Origin of the sequence: Wolbachia endosymbiont (group A) of Campoletis raptor, from assembly GCF_964026755.1 — a bacterium.
GTDB lineage: Bacteria > Pseudomonadota > Alphaproteobacteria > Rickettsiales > Anaplasmataceae > Wolbachia > Wolbachia pipientis.
The window spans coordinates 334,276-352,902 of the sequence record NZ_OZ034695.1 but is presented as its reverse complement, the minus strand read 5'-3'; the positions used below and the strand labels follow the sequence as shown (position 1 = coordinate 352,902).

The window sequence follows — 18,627 nt, the reverse complement described above, 5'->3', positions numbered from 1 at the left end:
TCGCTTGTAAGAAAAACACAAACACAAGACTCATCAGTTATCTTTTTCTGATTTGCCTGCTGCATTAATTGCTTGACCAATCTCATCTTGTAAATCATCATGATCATTTTTTTCATCATGATTTAGCCCTTCAATTCTGCTTTCTAACTCTAACTTAATTATAGTATTGATTTTATCTATATTATCAAGAAAGCCTCTACATTCTTCTTCACTATACTCTTCACCAGATGCTTTTTTTTCAATAAATAGGTTTTTAAATCCTGCTAGATCAGAATTCTGATCGGTATTTAGTACAACATTTCTCTCTATGAAGCTAAGATCTGACAGCAGTAAGCTAACCTCTAACAGATCTTCACTTTTCACGCTTTTAAGGTCTTCAAGACTTTCTAAAATACTAAACACCTTAATCCTTTCTTGTACAATCTCTTTGTCTTCCTTATCAAATTCAGACAATAAACTATGATTATCTACAAATTTCTCACTCAAAGCTTTATTCAATTTAGCAAAATTGACATCCTTGTCAAGTGATGTGTTATCCCGCAACAAGTCTACCCTTGCCCTACGCGCATTTAAAATGTCGTCGTAGTCATTTAACTTTATGTTGCCATCTTTGTCTTGCTGCAATTTATAATAATCAAGGCCTTTGAAATTTTTATTAGTCTTCATCTTCAATCCTCTTCTCATCTCCTTTTGCATCTGGTTTCCTCATTGGTTCCGGTAATTTCCTTTTACTGTCTTCTCGATTTCTTTTTTCCTCTCTTTCAGCACGTTTTTTTATAGCTTCCTGGGTATTCATTCCAAAAAGTGCCTTAACGTACTCTTCTGGATTTTTTGGTTCTTTAAATAAAGGCTTAAGATTATAAACTTCGTCTTTTCGATCTCTTTCTTCTTTTCTTCTAGCTCTTTCAGCACGTTTTTCTACAGCTTCTGGAGTGTTCATTTCAAAAAGTGGTGAGAGGTTGTAAACTTTATCTTGATTTCTTCTGCCTTCTCTTTCAGCACGTTTTTCCATACCTTCAAAAGCAGATCCAAAATCATCAATTTCATCTGGGCCTTTTGGTTCCGTGCCTAAATTTCGTGTCACTTCATTTGATTGATCAGGCTTATCTTCTTCTGTTGGCTGATCATGCTGTAGTTGATTAGGCTTGTCTTCTTGTTCTGTGCTTAGTTCTCGTACTACCTTATCTGGCTGACCTCCCCCTCGTAGTCGAAGAGGGTCGCCTTCTTCTAGTGGCTGATCATGGTTATCTCTTACTAGTTCCGTGCCTAACTCTCGTTCTACCTTATTTGATTGATCAGGATTGTCTTTTTCTGGTTCTCTCTTACGGCCGATAGTGTAATCATGAAGCTTCTCTAAGAAATCTCGCCTATATTCTTTTGCTCTATAGAGTAGGTTATGATCATAGCCATGCTTTCCTATAGAGTCAAGGCCATGCTCCCAAGTAAATTTCATAGCATCTTCTATTGTATAGCCCAAATGTGATCCTACATATCCTTTGTAATATTCTAAATATTTACCGATCCTTCTATGCGTAATATCTTCCTTATCAACTCCAAATGCCCTGTAGATTTTTTCCTCAAGTTTATCAACGTCATTTTTAGGTGATGTTGCAAATTTTGTTGCTTCAATAGTAGCACCTACAAATTTACGTGGCACATCAATAGCGTATTTCAGCACTCCTCCAACTCTTGGTACTCTCCCCAGCAGATTAGCTGCACCTCCAGCTAATCTATCCGGTAAATGAGTAGCCCAACTGCCTAAAGACTCTAACCCTCCACCAATTTTATCTTGCACTGCTGATTTGCCAAAATATAAGATTTGACTTACAAAAGACGCATCTGGGTCGCCATGTGCAGTAGCGCTTGGAGAATGCTTAGAATACATACTAGATATATTGTAAACGCTGAATCCACCACCAGCGATACTTGAGCCCATTTGTTGTACGAACGTGCGTAAGGAGAACATTAAAAATGAAAGCAAGAATAATACAAAGATTTCCCCTGCATTGATTAAATAACCTCTCTGTATGTCTTGCACCCTTTGGTAATCACTATTTTCTCGATAATCTTTGCAATCCTCACAATCTTTACATTTCTTACAGTATTCACTGTTGGGATCCTTATATAAATCATGAAGTTTCAGTCTTCCACAACCTTGTTGTTCTAATACTCTTTGCACCAAAGACTTTATCTCTCTTTTGAGATCTGGTCTTATGGTACCTTTTCTGTAGTCATCCACTATTTTCCTACAATTTTTACACTTTGCTTCATCTTGCTGAGATCGACAGTAAAGCTCTGTTATTTTACTATTCATACCACCTATCTTTTTGTCTATATTGTTGATCAACAGTAGAATATCAGCTTTTTCTGATGCATATGATAAACTATTTGTTAAGCGTACTAGATCTTTTGCTCTACAGTCATTCTTCACTATCATATCACTTTCTGCAATATAGTGGTCTGCTGGATTCTTCTCAGTACCAGGAATTGGGTTAAAGAAAGGATAATCTATATAACGAAACCCTTTTTCAATGTAATCAGGTGGAAGAGGGATATATCCAGCGCCGCCAGTAAATTTTATTGTACCACCTTCTCTGCTTAGTTTTTCTATACCTTCTATATTTTTATCTATGTTAAGTGGAGAAGCTTCTCCAAGAGTGTAAGGTACAAAAATTTGCCCTGGGGTCCAACCAAAATACTGTTTATCAATGATACAAAAACCACCAAACACCCATTTTGGAGCACATAACCTTACCTCGAACCATTTATTGTAGCATACAGTAAAACCTAGTTGTCTATAAAAGGTATTCATTATAATGGAAGCCAGTAATGACAAGAGAGCAAATATCATAATCGACTTCAAACAAAAGCTGATGCAGAATTTTATCCAACCTTCAAATAGACTTTTCAGTGGTGAGAATAAAATAGAGATTAGGAACAGCGGCATGATAGCTATAAGAAAAGCTATACCCATAAAACCAGAGAGGAATATTATGTAAGCATATAAGCACAGCAAGAAATATAAAACTATCCCTATGAAAATTGCCGGTATCATCAGAAGGCTTGCCCACATTTGGTAATGCAAAAACGCTGCAAACTTTTTCCAAACAGAATAAGCAAAAAACTTATTGAACATGTCCTCCATGAAGCTAAACAACTTAGCTTCATCTCCTTGAGCAATACTTCCGGTGTTCATGTTGGGAGCAAAGTTAGTAATTATACTTATCAATTGTTCAAGACCTTTAACGAATAAAACAAGAAAATGATCATAGAAAAATCTAAAACTTCCAGGAGATATAAGCACTATTACTAGAGTGATTTTCATCATTCTGATGAGCATATCATGCTTAGTCTCTTGTATCATGCCAAAAAGATAAAGAAGCGATGAAATCATTACAAATAGAACAAGCAAGGAAAGAACAAAATTGTGAAAGCTCGTACTTTTTTCAGCTATATTTTCGAACATAGCTTGTGCAGCTGCAGGATCGTTACTGTTAAAATGCTCTTCACAATTTTTGTTAATCAATAATACACATTTTAGATAGTTATAAATATAATCAAAAAACCCAAAACTACTTGGCTGCTGCACTCCACTTAAGAACTCAAAAGAGTAGCCACCTACATTATCTAAGTAATATCTATCTAATATTTTTACATATATTTTCCATCCCTTTTTTAACTTCAACTCATTACAATTTCTGTCCTTTAATTTAGTGTTATCTCTGTCTAAAGTAAAAAATCCATTGTCGCCCTCTGCTGTGGAGTTATAACCTAGATGTACAGTAGGATATTGAGGATCGCGCATTAACTTTAGATTTTCGTTAGGATCATCTTTCCCCGTTTGAAACAAAAGATAAGCACCATGACCGTTGGTAAACCAACATGGAGCACCACGTGATACTGTATTTGCACTATCATCTTCATTAATGCACTTGCAATTTACAGTGCAACTTGCATTAGGCTTACTTGAAAATTTTTGTATGCTAGGTTTATAATCATTACAAACTAAGTGAAAATTAGGTAAACTATTATCACTTTGTTTACCTTCAAATTTAGTTGCATATTTTAACTGCTCCAAGCTTTGTAAGGTATAACTGCCTTTTTTAGATTCCTTCTTGTTATTATTACTCCAAGATGTCCATGCACCATTAACTCGCACTTTTAAACTATCTCCATTGGTTTCGAGTCCGGTATCCTCCCACTTCACCACTTGGTTATGGTGAAAACCATAATTAATTTCGCCAGTTTCAGGATCAATAACTTCTCCATCTCCTGGAATAAACGCATCGTGGTCGCTTGAAAAATGAGCGCTTACTGCAATAGGTTTAGGACCAAAATAGTCAGCAGATATACACCTTGGAAAAGGTATATCGTTTTTACTACAACCTGTGATCAGCACATAAGCTGCAAGAAGTAATACCCTAAACCAACATTTGCCTAAACGTGATTGCATATCTAAACTTTTTCCAAATACAGAATAAATTTCTAAAACTTTACTTAAAATATCTTTTTAATTAGTTACTCCATAATATCATTTATATCTTACTCCTCTCCATTTTCTTCCTTGTTTTTAGCTTTAGCACTAGGATCACTTCTTATTGTTTCATCAGAATTTTTTTGCTGATCTGATTGTTTTAATGTTTTAGGTCTATCACTCGTTGTTTTATCAGAACTTCCTTTAGAATCTTCTTTTTTGTCTGGTTGCTTTGGCGTGTTAGGTAATTTAGCCTCAATTTTTCCCCGATCTTTACTCATTTTCTGCTTGATACTCTGTATCATACTTTGGGTCTTATCATCAAGGCCAACGGTTGACAGCATAGCTTGCGATGCGCTCTTAGCAACTGTACCAACACCGCCAGTAACTCCATAACCAGAGCTAAATAGTGTTTGTACCATAGTTTCCGATATAGAAACAAAAGCTTCCATTGCACCGGCAATAATGAGGTATATAAACGCCTGGATTAGGTCTATAGGTAATGCTGCAAAGTGTCCACCAGCCCTTTCTCCGGTACTGAGTGCAACATCAACGCTAGTGCCAGGACTGTATCCAAGAGGCAGTATTGATTTCATCAAGCACAGATCATACGATAAGAAATTTACGCTAATTAAACATTGATAGCATGCAGAAAAATTTGTGAGGTTATATAAAACTGAATACATCAACTGATTTAAAAGAGATAAAAATGAAAATAAAATGACTGGTTCTAATGAAACATGAGCCAACGTTTTTATCCAATTATCAAACAAGGGTTTAGTCTTTTGAAATAGAATAAATACGATAAATAAAGGTGTTAATGACAGTAAAAACGCCACTAGAACAGTAGATATTACATATTTAAACGTAGCGCTAATAATGCATTTTAAGAACATAAAAGTAGCGTAGAGTATTGCCAAAAATGCAATAAAGCCAAAAGGACCAGAGAGCATCAATGATAAAAACTTTAACCAAGTTTCTGCTGTGAATAATACTCCTGCTGTCAAGTCTAAGAATGCAAATTTTCTCCCCCCTTCCCCTATATAGCCAGAAAAGCTATCAACCAAATAAGTGCTACCATCTATAAAAAGTCTGGATAAAGTTGTACCAAAAAGTTCCCAGCTTCTATCGCTAAAGGCAAAAGCTATAAATGCTATCTTGAACATTCTTACAATGAAATCAAATTTACTTAGCTGTATTGTTCCAAGCATATAGCCAACGACAGTAAATATAACGTATAGAGTAAGCAAAGCTCTTACCCCTTGAAGAAGACCTCTTGCATATCCTTTGTATGAATCTTTAACGCTGTCCCCAATTACTTCTTCTTTTATAAGTTTAAATACCCCGTTTACATTCGATGAAATAAAATCATTAATTTTTCTTTTAACAAATAAAGTTACTGTGTACTTATTATTTTCATAATATTTGCCATTTTTATCTGTAATGTCATCTCTCTCTACGTTGCTTACATTGATGCCGAAATATATCTTCTTAGATTCTTCGTTCTGAAAGTGTTCTCCGCTTATTACATCTAATATGGTGTACTCATCTTTTCCGTTTACTCTTTCTCTCACTCCTACCACTTTAAAATCATTAGTTCCCACACCATGCAAATCTTTAGGTGGCTCATCACCTAAAGATACATATAATTTTTCGCCATTAATATATTCACATGATCTAGTCACTTTAACATGGTACCCACCTCTATTAGCTCCATAGTGACCATAATCTGCAATGGCAAGCATCACACTGCTACCAGGTGTTACACTTCCTATTGGATAGTCATGATTTAATTTTAAGGAAAAATCTTCAAAATTATCACTGATTTTTGAGCATACTAGTTTATCATTTTTCTCCTTTCCTGCTCCTCCTCTTTTTGGAAGACATTGAATACCTTTAGCATCGCCCTTCATATCATTACGCTTGCCTTCAGAAATACTTGCATCACCTGGATCGCTTATTTTTGCAACAAGAGCCTCAGCCCAAGATTTATCATCTTCAGTAAAACTACCTGCTTTAACATTCCCTTCCATTTTTTCTAGATAAGAATACATATCACATTTATTTCCTTTATCGTACTTCTTATACCTTATAGAGGAGACACAGTTCCGTTCTCCTGCTTGACCTAAACCATAGTTCCATATACCCTTCTCAGTATAGCATATATTTTGATGGTAACAGTTAAGCTCATAGGAGGAGTACTTTTTTCTCTCATCAAGACTACAGTTTTTTCCATCACATAACTCGTTCAATCCTATTTTAGCGCGGCGTAAATCAAGTAGTGAACCATATACCCATGGTTCGTTGTCTTGAATATAACCTTTATTAAAATGCACCTTATTATCATATGGGGTATACCCATTGCCAACTAGCACTTTGCTTTCCTTTGCTTTTGTTTTATCAAGAGGTAAAAATTGTATTTTATTTTTTGTACCATCTTTACCATCACAAAAAAACTCTCCCCCCTGATGTACTTCACTCACTGTAGCTTTCTTATATACAGTTTCCTTACGGTCATTTTCTACAGCTTTATAACAATTGTCATCAAAATTGATGCCTTTCCCTTCTGGATTGTCGTAATCAATTGTTATTTTTCTGGGAACTAAGCTGAAGCTTAACTTGTCACCAGGATTTACTTTAATTCCAGTGTCCACATAACGTCTATTGCTGCCAAATCCTTTGCCACCACATAGTTCGTTTTTACTTTCATTAACACCATAATTGTTAGGTACACTATTAATATCCGCAGCCTTACTATAATTTGGTTCTGAGCCATCAGCACAAAAGCTAGCTGGCACAAGTACTTTCCTTGGATTTTTGTCTTCTTTAAAAGGGCAAAAATTTACTGATCCATCGAGGGTGAATTTGATTTTCTCACCCTGACTAATTACCTGACCAGAATCAACCCAATGAATTTTATCGGCTTTACGAACTGGAACATCCACATTAACGCTGGTGTTTTTGCTCTGCAACCCAGGCTCGACACAATCCATATTACAACCAGTGATTGCAAGACACAGTATCAACAATAGTGATCTTTTACTTATCATTGCTGTCTTCCTTGTGGTATCTGAGGCGTTGACCTTTGAGTCCCTTGTGGTATTTGAGGTCTTGACGTACCTGACTGTTGAGAGGCATCTCCTCTTTCTCTTCTTTGAACGCTTTGTTCATCTAACCCTACTGTTCCCATTAAGCTTTGTTGATACTGTCTTCCAGGTTCGCTTGCTACATAAGCACCAAACAACGAGTCAGATATTGCCGAAGAAGCTTCAACTAAAGCTTTCATAGCGTGTCCCAAAATAACAAAAGCCATCATAGCGGTAATATTAGGTGTATATTTGGAAGCATAACCATAAAAAATACAAGGGTTAAAAATCTTTAGGTTAATATTAAGTATACATGTAGAGCAGACCTCAAAATCAAATACTGAATACACAATATAATCCATAACCTGACTTATCAGTGATATAAAAATTAAAAGGACCACTGGATGAATTGCAAATCTTGCTAAATTTTTAACCCAGTTTTGAAACATCTGCCTAGTATACGCAAATAAAAGACAAATAATAAAAATAGGTGCTAAAGAAAGTAATAACGCAACTATTGCTATAGATGTAGTAAAAGAAAATAAGGCATTAAAAATAGATAAGCTCACTGTGATTAAACCCCAAATCACCAAGCAAAAAGATACAATGCCCAAAGGGCCAGAAAATATAAGAGATACTATTAACAATACTGAATGCGATGACAAGAACCTATTGAGCGGCAAATCAAGAAACTCAAAAACATTTGAAGTAGTGCCTCTAAAATTTGCTATTTCTATTAGTTGTTTTGGAGTGTTAATAAATATAGAGAATGCGTTGTTATAAAAAAAGTCCCAGCTATTATCCTGCAATAGCTGGGCGATGATTCCTATCTTTACGCATATAATTAAAAACTCATATATAGAAATATGAGTTAATCCAAAAAAGTAATAAAGAGTATATAAGATTATATATAGTACTAATAGTGATATTATAGTAGATCTAATGGTATTTGTTCTGCTTGATTTTATAAAACTTTCGTAAAGAGACTTCACAGGACTAGTATCAGAGTGAATTGCGTTAGGGTCTTTATAATTAGAGCCGAAAAATGCAGTTTTCACTTTTTCATCAAAGAAATTATATATTGCACTAAAAGTTTTTGTAGGTGGCTCTTTAGTTGTTAGGTTAATACTAAACTGACCTTCATTTTTGTAATCGCAGCCATGGTCTCTTATTCCATAATATATGGTGCCTTTTTTTTCTTTTAACTTTTCCTTTAAGCCTTCCATGTACTCAGTATCATGAACTTTGCTGATATCTACAGATATATCCGCTTGGTTTTCACCAGGCTTATGCTCAGGAAGTTTGTCAGAGACGCTTATATACAAACTATTCTCCAGACTGTGGTTCTTCGCTACTCTTATGTTGAAACCACCTTTGTCATTTCTATCATAGCAGTGCTCGTCATTTCTACTACATAAACTAAAAGTTAAACTTGGTGTTCGATGGTATTTTTCTATCTTATAATCACAGTTAGTGCATATGCCACCTGTTGGAATGTGTTCAAAATCTTCACCATCCATGTGAACACGTAATAGTGTAATGTCAGTTTTTACCTGTTTTTCCTTTAATACGTTACTAATAGTTTCAGCAATAACAGATTCACCACTAGAATTTAAAGCATTGAATATCTCACCTTCTATACTATTGTATTCAATGTATGCGCAACCTTTGTTTCCGCTGTCGGAAGGAAATTTACATATACGTCCGCAGAGTAAATTCAAAATGCGCGTATCTGTTTTGTTTTTCTGATCACTTGAAAGCTCACTGCAGTTTACACTTTCTCCTTGTTTTATAGAATTAATAATGTTTGTATCTTGACTTAACTGCGAAAAATCTGAATCCCAGTACTCTTTTCCATTCAACCATTGCGCATCGCCTATTATATATTTATTAGGACATATTTCACCCTGACATCCTTCTCGATTTAAAACATGTGCAAAATGTTCCGTTTCTTGTTCGCTGCACTTTTCATCAATTTTCACATACCTGATTTTTGTCTCACTCTCTTTATCTTTACACACTTTACTTCCAATAACACTAAAGCTTATCGTATCGCCTTCCTTAAGTGCAAATGGTAATGTAACGCTATTTTCCCCAGGCCCAATTGCAAAATCTTCATACTGCTTAGGGCAAAAATTAACCTTACTAGGCACTATACCAATCTCTGTTACTCTTATTCTATCTGAGATATTAACACCGGAATCAACCCACTTCTGCTCTGTTGACACTATATCTAGTTTTTCACGCAAACCTGATAAATTTTCTGGCTTAATACAGTGATGTTCCCCGCAGCCTGACAGAAAAAAAAACGGTATTATCAGCAAAAATTTTAGCATAAATCCAACTCATTCAGTGCTTTTGTTAACACTCTCGGAGCTACTAGAACCAGAACCTCGAGATTTACTCTTGTCTCCACCACTCAACTTCTTAGCAGCAGCACCAGCAACTCCAGCAACACCCCCAGCAGCAGCTTTGGCAGCAGATAAAGCTTTGCCCACCATTTGTCCAGGTGTCTGACCTGAGCCAAGTGCTGCTCTATGGTTACCAGCAAGTTCAGCAGCCATGCCAGGAAGAATGTTTAAAAAGTGGTAAAAGAGGAATAATACTAAACACAATTTTAATAATTCTCCGATGAGAGAGCTGCCAAACTCCATGTATGTAAAGTCGAATAGACCAAGTATGCTGCTCTTTTTAAAGCTATAATTTTGCATCATACATGCAAGAGTAGTTTCATTTTTATCACATTCCCCATTTTTCAATTTAAACCACTGTTTTTTCTTACTATATGAGATTTCTGCTTGTTTCTTTTCATATGACTTGTCCGGTTGTTCATTTTTATATGACTCGTCCAGTTCAAAATTTAAATTTTTAAAATAGATTTTATCACATGCTATGAACATAAAGGACAAAAACGCAAAAAGGATAACCGGGTATAAGCTATAGGTAATCAACTCTTTCACCCAGCCTTCAAAATATCCTTTGGTGTGTTGGAATAAAACCATAGGAATGAACAAAGGTGATAAAATGATGATTACACTTAAAGCAACTAGAGATAAAATAAATACATAGCACAGCCACAAAATAACCATCATCATCAGAACGGCCATAAATATACAGACAAGAGCTACTAAAATTTGTCCACCAGCAAAAATAATACCGATTACTGAACCTGCAACTAATAAGACAGGAGCAGCACCAAGCAAGACTGCTAACGTTGCAACACCTCCAGTACCAATTTTGCCACCAATTCCATCTAAAGGGGCACCTAAATAAAATAAAATTCTACAATCAAGCCTATCCCAAGGTGCAAGATAACTGTAAGATACCCTCTTTCCTGCACGAGTATATTCATAATCTGTACCTGCTTTATAATTACATATGCCTTTACTTTCAGATGATGCTTTTAGCACTATCTCTGACAAACCATTTGAGAGACGAGTTAATTCTCCATAATAATGAGACATGGTACTGCCTGTTGTGAAGTAAATCACTAAAGCGAATTTTATGATCAACATATACATTTCTTGAGGCCTCTGAACTCCACCAGACATGGCTTTTATAGAGAACAGTATTAAAGCTAAAACTAAAACAGCAGTTACAGTGTTTTTCAGCCTTTTCTGTGCTACAGATATAAAACTCTCACCATTTGGTGCACCTTTACCTGCAACTAAATTATCTAACGATTCCTTAATGCATTGCACTATCATAGAAGTTACGGGAATAGGAGCTAATGATTTACTCCCTGCCTGGTTATAACAAGCTTCAGAAACATACGAGCTAAAACAGCCAGCATTATCATAACCTACAAAAATTTTCCCCCCTTGTCCGTTGAGTCTTTTTTCTTTAGATCTGATAATAGTTTTATAGTCATCATTATTACCAATAGGAACTTTCTCCTCTCCTGCACCATCTTTATTTTTGAATATCATCACAGATTTTTCACACATAGGAGCAAGTGGGTCAGGTGGCAATTCCGTGCACCCCATATCAACCCCTTGCGGCCAAGGAGTCATTTCGATACCAAGCATTTTCACACTTGCTAACTCCACACATAATCTGCCCATTTTTCTTACTGCTTTAAATGTAGCTCCATGTATGGGTTCGCTCTGTCCTGCTTTGAGAACTTTACATTTCAGCTCACCATCAACCTTCGGGGACCATGACCCATCTACATATCCAGTATCTTTCTCCCTGACATCAAAATCTATGTATCCAGTTTCTTTTCTGAAATCAAAGTCTTTCTTGTTAAAAAGATTACCAAAAGTTAAAGGGTTTCGATGACATACTTCTATATATTCACTGTATTGCACACCGTTTTTTGGCCAGTAATAACTCTCTGTACTCTCCTGAACGTTAGAATTTAAGGCTTCTTTTTCTGCTCTTTTCCCGTCATAATCTTTTTTGTTCACGTCTTCCCGAGCTTTATTTTGCAAACAAGAAAAATATTCCTCTTCTGTTTGGTAATTTTCATTGGTGCAGCCACTATAACCTGTGTCTTCTAATTTAAAATTTTTGTATTTTCCATCATGATCACGTGCAACTGGGTGTTTAACAAAACTATGTTCACAAACAACAAGCCCTCCTATCGCTTTCCAGACTCCAACAATTGCAGCTATCATTCCAACAATAACAAGAGCGGTAAACAAACCAGCAGAAGAAACGATCAAAACAATGCCAGTAAATATTGCGCCAACAGCAATCGCTATTCCAGCAAGTGCTGCAGCTGTTTTAAACGCTCCACAATCAGGATTAGAGGCACGACTAAAACTGCCAGTGGAATTAAATCTGCTAACAAATTCTGTCTTGTCAGTACCACTTACTCCATCTGCAAGCACTGGATATGAGAGTAAAAAGTCTATATTTAGTAAAAATATCGCAATTAATAGCAATGACAGCTTAGTCTTAAACATTTTTTACCTTCTGATAAAATATAGGCAACCATACTTTTGGGTTGTCCCCAACTTCATTTAATATATCGTGTAACAATAGAACACTTTCTGCACGTCCGGATAATACGTTGATTATATCATCCAGGCCTTTTAAGTCTATTCTAGCTACTACAGCATTGACTCCTTGTTTCACCAAAAAGAATCTAGTACTCGGATCTGTGTGCTTAATTAATATATATTCACGTTCAGTTAACATAAAAACATCCCGATAGACACTAGTAGCTTTCAGATTTGGTAAAAAAATCTGTGTCGCTGTTTGTTGTACAAGCGTATCGCTAATAGTACTTTTACTTGCATCCTCAACACTCTGAGTAGCAAAAATCACAAAAGCATTTAGTTTTCTCAGTACCTTCAACCAGTCTTTTATCTTGGGTGCAAAAACTGGATTATCTATTAACGCCCATGCCTCATCAAGAACGATAATAGATGGAGTGCCATCAAGAGATATACTAATCCTATGAAATAAATAAATCAAGACCGGTCCAAGAGCAACAGGATCTTTGAGCAAGCTAGCCATCTCAAAACCAAATACTCTTGCTCGTGAAAAATCTAGCAAATCTTCTTTATTGTCAAATATTGCAGCATGAGAACCATTATCATGCCACATAGATATTGCCCCAGCTAGAGTATCAGGACCTGCAAGCCCTAAAAACGGTACGAGGTTTCTCAAGAATCTGTCTTCTTTTCTTAATTTAAAATTTCCTTCAATTGCATCATTAATTCGTGCAATATCTTCTGAAGTAAATTTGTCATTATATACCGAAATTAAAGACTTTATCCACTCCATTAAAAATGTTCTATTATCAGAGGTATCATCAAGTTGTAAAGGATTAAAATTTGTTTTAGTTCTTGGTTCTATTACAGTATAGATACCACTAAGTGCTCTTAAGAAAATCTCTGCACCGCGATCTTTATCAAAAAAGAATATCCTTGGAGAAAACTTCATCGCTTGGGCACACAGGAAATTCATTAAAACAGTTTTACCAGCACCAGTTGGGCCAATTATCATAGTGTGTCCAACATCCCTTATATGAAAGTTGAAAAAAAATGGAGTACCAGATGTCGTGTCAAAAACTGTAACGGCATCTCCCCAGTGGTTATTGAATTTATTACCAGTAGGATAATTATGTTGAGATGCAAATCCAGCCAAATTAAGACTACTTATTGTAGCTTTTCTCACTATATAATCGAAATTACCAGGAATTTGCGCCCAAAATGCTGGTTCAAGGTTAACTCTCTCACGTATAGGGTAAACACCGCAATTAGAAAGCTCTGATTCTACCAACGACAGAGCGTTATCCAATGATTTAGGACTTTTTTCTATACATAAAATAGTCAGGTGATGTTGACCAAAGGCAATCTTACCACTCATTGCGTCATCAAGCGCTTGAGAAATTTCTGCTATTTGAGAAATAGCTTTATCTGCAGACTGTATCATTCGATTTTGCTGTATCTGCATTTTTCCAATCGCCATTTGCCTGTTTATAAATTGAAAAGATTGCGTAATTATAAACTCGTAAGGAAGTTGTAAAAACGAATCAAGCATTCCTGCAGAAGTATGATTTCCATATTCTTTGATACTAATTATTCCAGCATATTTACTCTCATTATGAGTCACAACCTGTATCATCTTACGGCCAAAGAATAACCTATGTACTGGTAAGTATCTTGATATTTCAGTTCTTAGCGGAAAAAGCGTATTTGTAACGAAGCCACAATTTACGATTCTAGATAGAAACTCCATTATTTCGCAGAACAAACCATCTGGAGTTTCTTTTACTCCAAGAATTTTAGGCGAATAATTTCTAAGGCTTGTCACTACACGATTTGTCGTTTCCTCTAAATCTTCATACGTGGCACGTATATCACTTTCCCAAGCATGTTTTGAAGTTACATGTCCGAATTTTTTTAGTAGATGTGACAAAAATTCTACTCCTTTTGTGTCCGCTCTACGGATAATCGTAATGTATAGGTCATTAATAAATGATTTCCTTGTTGCGTGTTTTTCTCTCCATTTTAGATTTACGTGATTAGCGAAAAAATTCGGCAAACCTTGACTTGCAAATTCATCAGAAAAAATATTTTTCTTACGTCTGATAGTATGAAAATACAAACTAAATGCCGGAGATGAAATGCTTCTTAGCATCTGATTCCTGATGTTCTTCTGTATGACTAAATCCTCGTCATCGGCAGTTTCAAATGCAAAACCACTTAATTTTATAACCTTAACCAACCAATTTTCTTTTGTCATCAAGGTTGTGCTATTCCAATAGCAAGAATAAGGAATAAATTCAGCAGCGTGAACTTCCCTGTTCAGAGTAGATTTATTCTTTGATTGAATAGCCCTAAACCTCAGCATCACACAACGTTAAGCAATATCATAAGAATTGGCTCCATGGTAAAAACGATTTAAACATTTCGAGCACTTTCCCAATTTTACCATAAATAATTCAATAAACAACGGTTCTTTTGCAGAAGCTATATAACCAAGTCCATGCATACCTGGTAACATTAAGAGAATCACTCTTAAATCATTTGAATTAATGAAAATTAGCATGCAAATCAGGACGTTTAATATTGCAAACATATAACTCACACCAAAGAGCATTGCAGGTCTTGTAAGACCTTTAAATAATTGATCTGTTTGTATACTACCTGTGGACATATCTTTAACCTTCTAATAATAGCTCTAACACTAATACTATATCATTATATTAAAAATCCATTGAAACTAGTAGCACTTTAAGTTAAGATACATTATTTAATCCCGGTAATGACAAGTTGGCCATTTCAAGAAGCAGAAAAAATATTGCAAGAGTTTCCTAATAAAAAAGAAATAATATTTGAAACTGGTTATGGACCCTCTGGTTTACCCCACATAGGAACCTTTGGAGAGGTTTTCCGCACTACAGTTATTGTAAATGCATTAAAAAAAATAGCTCCTGGTATAAAAACCAAAATCATTGCAGTTTCAGATGATATGGATGGTTTGCGAAAAATACCAGATAATGTGCCAAATCAAGAGATGCTAAGAGAGCACTTAAATAAACCATTGACTATGATACCTGATCCATTTGGCACTCATCAGAGTTATGGTCATCATATGAATTCATTGTTGTGTAAATTTCTTGATATGTTTGAATTTGAATACGAGTTCAGGAGTGCAACAGAGTGTTATAAATCTGGCGTTTACGATGAAAAACTTTTACTCTTACTGAAAAATTATGATAAAGTGATGGACGTAATGCTTCCATCATTTCGGGAAGAAAGACAGCAGACTTATAGTCCATTCTTGCCAATATGCCCAAAAACTTCTCAAGTTTTACAAGTTCCAGTAATTGAAACAAATACAGAGAAAGGAACAATCACATATGAAGACCCAAACGGGGAAAAAATAGAAGTTCCAGTGACAAAAGGAAAATGTAAACTGCAATGGAAACCTGATTGGGGAATGAGGTGGGCCGCATTTGGAGTAAATTACGAAGCTCACGGAAAAGATTTAACTCCGTCTGCTGTGCTTTCAAGTCAAATATGTGAAATACTTGGAGAAAAGCCACCACTTCTGTTTTGCTACGAGCTTTTCCTTGATAAAGAAGGAAAGAAAATATCAAAATCAAAAGGAAATGGCATTTCAATTGAAGAGTGGCTAACTTACGCACCAACAGAGAGCTTAGCATTGTACATTTTTCAGAGTCCTAAAAAAGCTAAACGTTTATATTTTGATGTGATACCAAAATCAACTGATGAATATTTAGAATTTGTAAAGCGTTATCATGAGAACAAAGAAAAGGATATAAATAATCCTGCTTGGCACATTCACCAGGGCAATGTTTCCAGTATAGAAACTTCAGGCATAAATTTCTCACTACTTTTAAACCTAGCAGCAGCTTGTAATGCTGAAAACAAAGAGATCCTATGGGGTTTTATATCCTCTTATGCACCAAACGTTACACCAGAAAATAATAAAATGCTTGATAGACTTTCAGACTTTGCAGTAAAGTATTATCACGATTTTATCAAGCCAACAAAATCATATAAAACTCCAAATGAAAAAGAGAAAGAAGCGTTACTAGATTTGAAGGACACTTTACATTCTCTATCTATAACTGCTACTGCTGAAGAAATTCAATCTCAGGTATTTTCTATTGGAAAAAAATATGATTACACTAACTTACGTGACTGGTTTCAGCTATTATATGAAACGTTACTTGGCCAAAAAACCGGTCCAAGAATGGGATCTTTCATAAAGCTTTATGGAATGGATAATACGATTTCTCTCATAGAAAGCGCTATTAAATAGACTTCTTGCATAACCATATAACAAACTTTTATTGGAAATAGAAACGAAAAAACTTACTTGACACCCTTCGCCAGCTCCCTTATCATGAAACTGAAGCTATTTATTTATCTTCTCTGTACAGATTAAATGACAAAAAAACTCACGTATCTGGCGTCCCATGTTTAATTTTTTGCACTATGTGCACCTTATGTCTTTATAAAATTTCTAGGTTTTTACCTAATATAAGCTGAAATGCGCTATTTAAAACATCAAAAAACGCCGATTTAAAAAATGGATAGTGAATAACTAGCTACCCTAGGGTTTCTTTTGCCTTTTTTTCTGTTTAGTAAATTTCTTAATGTTTATAATTTAGATTAGTTGCGGCTTAAAAGCAACTAAATCGCGGTTATTAAGCGTTTAGAATAAAAAAACGCCATACTTGAAAGTATAATGTAAGTAATTAGCCAACCACGGGGCTTCTTTTGCCTTTTTTTTCGTTTGGTAAATTCCTTAATATTTATAGCTAAGAGAGCCCAAGAGAGGTGTCATTCCAGCGCGTGACGCTGGAATCCAAAAAAAAGGATGATGTCATCCCAGTGCGTGACACTGGGATGGCTTTGTTGCATCGCTCTTCGGATAGTAGGTAACGTACAATAAATTCATGAAGCTATCTCAAACTTAGCCATGCCTATTTCAGTAAATTTGTTAAGCAAATAACACTTGAGTAGCAGTTCCTTCTCACGATTAATTTCAGATTTGCTCCTAAAACTAAACCCAAATGTCTTTTTTAATCGCGAGAAAAAACCTTCTATATAAGATCTTTTTCCATAACTCATCTCTTTTTTCCACTTCTTTATACCATCTTCATCATATGACTTTATGAGCTTGACTGCAGAATTTCTCTCAGCCATATAGTCTAACTTTGGATGCTCTGCTGCGTTGTTTTTCGGAGGAATTTTCGTTTTTATACCATATTGATTACACAGCTTATAGAGCTTTTCTCTGTCATATGCCCTATCTACATATAGTACTTTTATGACATACTGAAAATCGACTTCTTTTAGCAAATCACAAGCTCCATAGTGATCAGAGTAGACACCGTTACTGTATTTTACAGCTATGGCTTTTTTGCTGTTTGTATTCAACATTACATGCAATTTTCTTGTCTGTTCATAGCTGCGATACTTTCTATCTTCGATATTTTCTTTGCTATGACCAGGAGTGTTGTTGTATATACTAATTCCTGTACTGTCTATAGCAATTTCGATATCTTCCATATTATTTTCTGCAATCATTGATCTTAATATTGAGTTTCTTAAACCTTCTTGATGATTGTGAATAGCTGATAACTTGCAAATTTTTCCCAATTTGCTCAAGGTATCCTGCTATAAACCCAACTGTTTGCCTCAGGCCTATTCTAAATAAACAAGTTATTATGTGCACCAAAATTACAACTTTATCGCTATAAATATTGTTGCCACCTGGTATTTTTGGACCATTCTCGTACCACTTTTCTATGGCTTCGTTGATATAATGAAAAATATTTCCTCTTTTTTCTAGAAATTTGTTATATTCGCTATGGTTACTGACCCTCATTTTTTGTGGCATATTTTTTCTTCAACAGTTAAATCGCTATTTATAATGAATTTTGTCAGTAACTGCCAGTTCTTTTCACTTGAGCGATGCAACAAAGCCCACTGGCATCCAGCTTTCTTTATAAATTCACCAAAAGTGCTTCATTCTATAACGCAAAACCCATACTCACCAAATCCAATGCATTACTTGCAATTAAGTTTCCTGGATCCCAGTGTCTGGGCACTGGGATGACACCATCATAAA

Annotated in this window: 11 protein-coding genes; 2 read left to right on the top strand and 9 right to left on the bottom strand. The window is 35.4% G+C overall.

What is annotated here, in order from left to right:
• Positions 1–33: 33 nt before the first annotated feature.
• From AAGD74_RS01780 to AAGD74_RS01750, 7 genes are all read right to left on the bottom strand, one after another.
• Complete coding sequence (locus AAGD74_RS01780; RefSeq protein WP_010082417.1) at positions 34–666, bottom strand: hypothetical protein; 633 nt, start codon at positions 664–666, stop codon at positions 34–36.
• On the bottom strand, positions 656–4,453 hold the full coding sequence (locus AAGD74_RS01775) for a type IV secretion system protein (protein WP_341810702.1): 3,798 nt from the start codon (positions 4,451–4,453) through the stop codon (positions 656–658). Before AAGD74_RS01775 ends, AAGD74_RS01780 begins: the two co-directional genes overlap by 11 nt.
• An 89-nt stretch (positions 4,454–4,542) precedes the next feature.
• Complete coding sequence (locus AAGD74_RS01770; protein ID WP_341810701.1) at positions 4,543–7,524, bottom strand: type IV secretion system protein; 2,982 nt, start codon at positions 7,522–7,524, stop codon at positions 4,543–4,545.
• The gene (locus AAGD74_RS01765; protein ID WP_341810700.1) at positions 7,521–9,896 is read right to left on the bottom strand and encodes a type IV secretion system protein; all 2,376 of its coding nucleotides are present in this window, start codon (positions 9,894–9,896) and stop codon (positions 7,521–7,523) included. The genes AAGD74_RS01770 and AAGD74_RS01765 overlap by 4 nt, the downstream gene beginning before the upstream one ends.
• A gap of 9 nt (positions 9,897–9,905) precedes the next feature.
• Positions 9,906–12,470, bottom strand: a complete 2,565-nt coding sequence (locus tag AAGD74_RS01760; protein WP_341810699.1) for a type IV secretion system protein — start codon at positions 12,468–12,470, stop codon at positions 9,906–9,908.
• Positions 12,463–14,868 carry a VirB4 family type IV secretion/conjugal transfer ATPase gene (locus tag AAGD74_RS01755; protein ID WP_338482408.1) on the bottom strand — a complete coding sequence of 802 codons (2,406 nt, stop codon included), beginning with the start codon at positions 14,866–14,868 and terminating at the stop codon, positions 12,463–12,465. Before AAGD74_RS01755 ends, AAGD74_RS01760 begins: the two co-directional genes overlap by 8 nt.
• Before the next feature lie 9 nt (positions 14,869–14,877).
• A complete protein-coding gene (locus AAGD74_RS01750; RefSeq protein ID WP_006279216.1) occupies positions 14,878–15,174 on the bottom strand; it encodes a type IV secretion system protein VirB3 in 297 nt (98 codons plus the stop codon).
• A 108-nt stretch (positions 15,175–15,282) separates the two neighbouring features.
• Here AAGD74_RS01750 and AAGD74_RS01745 point away from each other — a divergent pair, with 108 nt between their 5' ends.
• A complete protein-coding gene (locus AAGD74_RS01745) occupies positions 15,283–16,809 on the top strand; it encodes a lysine--tRNA ligase (RefSeq protein ID WP_338482406.1) in 1,527 nt (508 codons plus the stop codon).
• A gap of 638 nt (positions 16,810–17,447) precedes the next feature.
• Here AAGD74_RS01745 and AAGD74_RS01740 read toward each other — a convergent pair.
• Together AAGD74_RS01740 and AAGD74_RS01735 are read right to left on the bottom strand one after the other, a co-directional pair.
• Positions 17,448–18,083: a transposase gene (locus AAGD74_RS01740; protein ID WP_341810698.1), complete on the bottom strand. Its 636-nt coding sequence runs from the start codon at positions 18,081–18,083 to the stop codon at positions 17,448–17,450.
• Positions 18,067–18,396, bottom strand: coding sequence for a transposase (locus AAGD74_RS01735; protein WP_007548762.1), 330 nt, complete (start codon positions 18,394–18,396; stop codon positions 18,067–18,069). Before AAGD74_RS01735 ends, AAGD74_RS01740 begins: the two co-directional genes overlap by 17 nt.
• Positions 18,397–18,470: 74 nt before the next feature.
• On the opposite strand from AAGD74_RS01735, the gene AAGD74_RS01730 reads away from it, so the two are divergent.
• Positions 18,471–18,626 carry a hypothetical protein gene (locus AAGD74_RS01730; RefSeq protein ID WP_236514716.1) on the top strand — a complete coding sequence of 52 codons (156 nt, stop codon included), beginning with the start codon at positions 18,471–18,473 and terminating at the stop codon, positions 18,624–18,626.
• Position 18,627 lies beyond the last annotated feature (1 nt).